This window comes from Bartonella sp. MM97QHHN (assembly GCF_042194285.1).
GTDB lineage: Bacteria > Pseudomonadota > Alphaproteobacteria > Rhizobiales > Rhizobiaceae > Bartonella.
Genome location: NZ_JBHIMS010000027.1, coordinates 1 through 4,037, shown reverse-complemented (window position 1 = coordinate 4,037; position 4,037 = coordinate 1). Strand labels below are relative to the sequence as shown.

Genomic DNA, 4,037 nt, shown 5'->3' with positions numbered 1-4,037 from the left:
AACAGCTCCTGCTCCCTGATTAGGGATAACTTTTGTTTGAAAGCCTGCCTGTTTAAGAGCGCTCTCAAAACTCACATTGTGTACACGGTCTCTGGTCGCACCGTCATGAGGCAAAACCATCAATGCCTTCTCATAACCATTTTGACGCAACCAACCTATATGTTCGGATAACGGCTGTCCTTGTGCTTCGTAATAATCAAGCACTCTGATCTCTCTGCCAACAAATTGCGCTATCCATATCGCTGTGGCATCTGCCTTAGCACCCGTGCCCCCAATATCCCAAAAGGCGCGTATTTGCATTAAAGGATCACGCGCAACGCGCCCTATCCGCCCCTCCTGCTCGGCTGCCAACATTTCCTTTTGATAATAAGCGCCTTGAACCGCTGTAAGATAAGCCCCTTCCCAGATATGCTTATAGGTCTCTGGACGATTTCTCAGATCATCCAATCGCGCTTCATTCAAGATCTTGGGAAACTTCGGGTTGTCTGACCAGTTAATCTCAACACGTTTGATTGCCTCATTGTCTGAAAAGCGAAACCGCTTCTCAACGGGGGCATTCTCTCGCAACGGGTTCCATGTCACCCATAATTCTGCATTCCAATCTTTTCCTTCTTCTCGCAAAGTCGGTATAAGCGTCTGCCAAGCCGTCTCTGTAACGGGCTCTGCCTCATCAACCCAACAAAGCAAAATCCGCCCCATAGACTTGATACTGGCTATATTGCGGTCCAGACCAGAAAACTGAAAGGCTATACGACCATCTATCGACTTAATCGACGACTCCCCAACCTTGTAATAGTCCTTTAAAAAGTCGTGCGCTTCAATGGCGCGCTTAATCTCCTCCAATGAACTTTCTGCCAAAGAATTCTGAAACTGACGTGCACAAAGTATAGTGCCCGATATCCCTTGCATACCAAATTGATAGCCTTTTAAAGCAGCCATCAAGGCAAATGATCTTGTCTTTCCAGACCCTCGTCCACCCCAAGCAGCACGCACCAAAGCCTTATCTGTAAAAATCGGTATAAGCTTTGGAACAATATTAATCTGTCGTGTCGTCATTGACCAAAGGCGCGATTTCTACACGCGTTATCACCTTAATGGCTCCCCCATCTTCACCTGTTACCTGTAAAGGCAACACCTTACCAAGCAACGCTAAATAAGCAGCGGGGCATTCCATAGCCTGCTTTTCCAAATAAGAGATCAAACCATCCTTGCCAATTTTATTCCCAGCATTCTCAGCAGCCTTAACCACTGCTTCTTTTAAAATGCGCGTCATCTTATTCGGAACGCCTTTGACACGCCCTTGACCTGCCTTTGGGGGTATACGCTTTTTAATGGGTTGTGGAGCCTGCTGTGTATTTTGTGATGTCATAAAATACGCCCTCCAGATAATAAAAAACCCCGCATTTGCGGGGATTTTGAACTGTACATTTCCCTCTCTAGACACAATACGCCTAAGTACAGCAATGTCATTAAATACGATTTGCTACACTTTGTCAACACAAAAATAACACATATTGATACATTTGAAAAGAATCGGTTAGGTAGTGTTAATTATTATAATTTAAGGATTAAATAATGAAGTCACTATCCATAACGCTCATAGTAATATTTATAGCTTTCTTTTCGATATCAGTGTTATCAAGATACACTAGTGTAGATAGTTTAGAACAATACGATAAACTTTACGAAAAATATGTAAGTGAAAATTATCAAAACTCAGAATATCATCAAAAATTAGCAAAGGCAAAAGAATCGGTGGAGTATTTAAAAACATTTATGGGAAGTACTGTAGACATCCCCAATGACAAAAGTCCATTTTGGAAGCATTTAATAACACTACCTAGCAATCCTCCGGAATTTAATATTTTAAAACATTATCACATAGTGCTTGTTTTTTGTGGTCGTTTTGCTGATTTATTACAAGGTGATAAAAGTATGCCCACACTTACCTTTAACGACTTGCAAACAAAACTTAAGAAATACGGTAGTATTTTTAATGACTGGGATACTATAGAAACTATTTTATTTAAAGCAAAATTTGAAACACATTTTAATGATCCAATGTTTGAATACGCAGAAAAATTTTTGAATTCTCCAAATGGCATTAGCAGAAAAGAACAAACTATTCGTACAGAGCATATGATACTAGGACACGAAAGCGTTCGTTTACAAAATACAGTGAATATGTGCTCTATTGCTATAAGTGTATATAGAGAAATGATGCCCAAAGAAGATATAAGACCCCCAGTAAGATATGGCTCTTTTGAAAAATGGAAGCGATATTTAAAAATTTTTTAAACTAGCGATTAAATACTTATGAAGCACATTAAGAGCAACACGCAGCGAATTCACAAGATGTGGTAACATTTGATCTTCTATCACGAGGTACTGTAGCGCAGCATGAAGATTATACTGTCTATAGAGGCATTGGGCTTCTTTTAGTGCCTCTTGCGTGTTTATAAACTGCTCTGTTGCAAATGCTACCCATTTATCTCTTGCTTTGTCATCAGTAGATGATGGCATTTCGTCATAAATCGCATTAGGCAAGCCCTTTGCACAAAGGTAATCGTTTCTTACTTGTAGATATTGTTGCGCGGCATCATATTGCTCTTGAGTAAGCACGCCTTTTAAACAAAGTCGCCCTATATAAGTACCAGAAAGTGGATTTTTTGCCTCCTGTAGCGTTAAACCGAAGCGCTTTGCACGTATCTCTATTGCCAATTTATCAACGGCTTCACGCGGTGCTTTTGCACGTGATATACGTCCGTTTGGTTCTCTTAGCTGCCCTGCTATTTTAGGGCGTCCCCTCTTTTTGTTTTTTTTCACTTATGTCCTCAGATGTCTGTTTAATATCTTGCCAAATTCTCTCTGATCTTGACCATGAAATTCGATTTAAAAAGAACAATAAAACCACTAAAATGCATATTACAGCAGCAACACCTAACTTAAGTTTTAAGTGACTTTGATCCCAAGAAAGTTTTAAGAGCAGAATGAAAAGTGTACTCAATAAAGCACCCATCACTATACTGTAATAACTCATTGATGTAGATGACATACAATCTCTTAACAGCTCTATATCATTCTCTGTAAGCATATAAACGGGTTCAGATTCTTCTGTACTAACCCTAGACTTCTTTTTACTATCCATTAAAGCACCTTCTGTTTAAAAAGGAACGCTATCATTCATAACGGTATGAGATGTATCAAGAGGCTTGTGAAAGCTTCTGTCATAAGGAGATGACTGCTCTTGATTATCATCATTTTTGCCATCTAAAAGCTTTAACTCGCCTTTGTACTGAGGCAATATGACTTCTGTTACATAGCGATCAACACCGTTTTTATCTTGCCATTTACGGGTTTGTAGTCGCCCCTCGATATAAACTTTGCTGCCTTTATTCAGATACTGGAGTGCTATTTTTGCCAAGTGTGGATTAAACACCACAATGGAATGCCATTCGGTTTTGTCTATTCTTTTATTGGTTGCCTTGTCTGTATAGCTCTCAGACGTTGCCATTCGAAAATTGACCACCTCGATGCCAGATGACATTGTTTTGCTTTCTGGATTGGCACCTAAATGACCAATTAAAATCACTTTATTAAGCATGTTTGTAAGTCCCATTAAATGATGTAAAGATCATAACATGTTTTATGTGTTTTTACAATGTTTTCAGTTGTCTAATAACAATTATTTAAAGTGTTACATTATGTTATAAATCACTAAAGCGTGTAAAATCGGATTGAAAGGCAAGGGGAACGATTCCTGTCGGACCATGGCGTTGTTTTGCTATAATAACCTCGGCTTTACCCTTGGCTTGCTCCATTGCCTCTTGCCACTTGCTATACTCAGCAGTGCCTTCTTTTGGTTCTTCATTTTTGAGATAGTATTCTTCACGATAAACAAACAGAACAATGTCGGCATCTTGCTCGATTGAACCAGATTCACGTAAATCGGATAATTGTGGACGTTTATCGGTTCGGTTTTCAACTTGACGCGAAAGTTGTGACAGAGCAATGATGGGAATATTGAGTTCTTTTGC

At 39.5% G+C, this 4,037-nt stretch carries 7 protein-coding genes; 1 reads left to right on the top strand and 6 read right to left on the bottom strand.

What is annotated here, in order from left to right:
* Positions 1-1,056 (bottom strand): PBSX family phage terminase large subunit (locus ACFIJW_RS00825; RefSeq protein ID WP_375632843.1); only part of this gene is annotated, 1,056 nt, incomplete at its 3' end.
* Positions 1,037-1,369 carry a hypothetical protein gene (locus ACFIJW_RS00820; RefSeq protein ID WP_375632841.1) on the bottom strand — a complete coding sequence of 111 codons (333 nt, stop codon included), beginning with the start codon at positions 1,367-1,369 and terminating at the stop codon, positions 1,037-1,039. The genes ACFIJW_RS00820 and ACFIJW_RS00825, both read right to left, overlap by 20 nt.
* A 206-nt stretch (positions 1,370-1,575) precedes the next feature.
* Here ACFIJW_RS00820 and ACFIJW_RS00815 point away from each other — a divergent pair, with 206 nt between their 5' ends.
* A complete protein-coding gene (locus ACFIJW_RS00815) occupies positions 1,576-2,298 on the top strand; it encodes a hypothetical protein (RefSeq protein ID WP_375612629.1) in 723 nt (240 codons plus the stop codon).
* Here the strand turns inward: ACFIJW_RS00815 and ACFIJW_RS00810 are convergent.
* From ACFIJW_RS00810 to ACFIJW_RS00795, 4 genes are all read right to left on the bottom strand, one after another.
* Positions 2,284-2,826: a hypothetical protein gene (locus ACFIJW_RS00810; protein ID WP_375632840.1), complete on the bottom strand. Its 543-nt coding sequence runs from the start codon at positions 2,824-2,826 to the stop codon at positions 2,284-2,286. The two genes, ACFIJW_RS00815 and ACFIJW_RS00810, sit on opposite strands and share 15 nt — an antisense overlap.
* The gene (locus ACFIJW_RS00805; RefSeq protein ID WP_375613771.1) at positions 2,795-3,148 is read right to left on the bottom strand and encodes a hypothetical protein; all 354 of its coding nucleotides are present in this window, start codon (positions 3,146-3,148) and stop codon (positions 2,795-2,797) included. The genes ACFIJW_RS00810 and ACFIJW_RS00805 overlap by 32 nt, the downstream gene beginning before the upstream one ends.
* Before the next feature lie 15 nt (positions 3,149-3,163).
* On the bottom strand, positions 3,164-3,604 hold the full coding sequence (ssb, locus tag ACFIJW_RS00800; RefSeq protein ID WP_375632838.1) for a single-stranded DNA-binding protein: 441 nt from the start codon (positions 3,602-3,604) through the stop codon (positions 3,164-3,166).
* Positions 3,605-3,707: 103 nt separating this feature from the next.
* A partial coding sequence (locus tag ACFIJW_RS00795; RefSeq protein WP_375632836.1) for a DnaB-like helicase C-terminal domain-containing protein occupies positions 3,708-4,037 on the bottom strand: 330 nt, incomplete at its 5' end.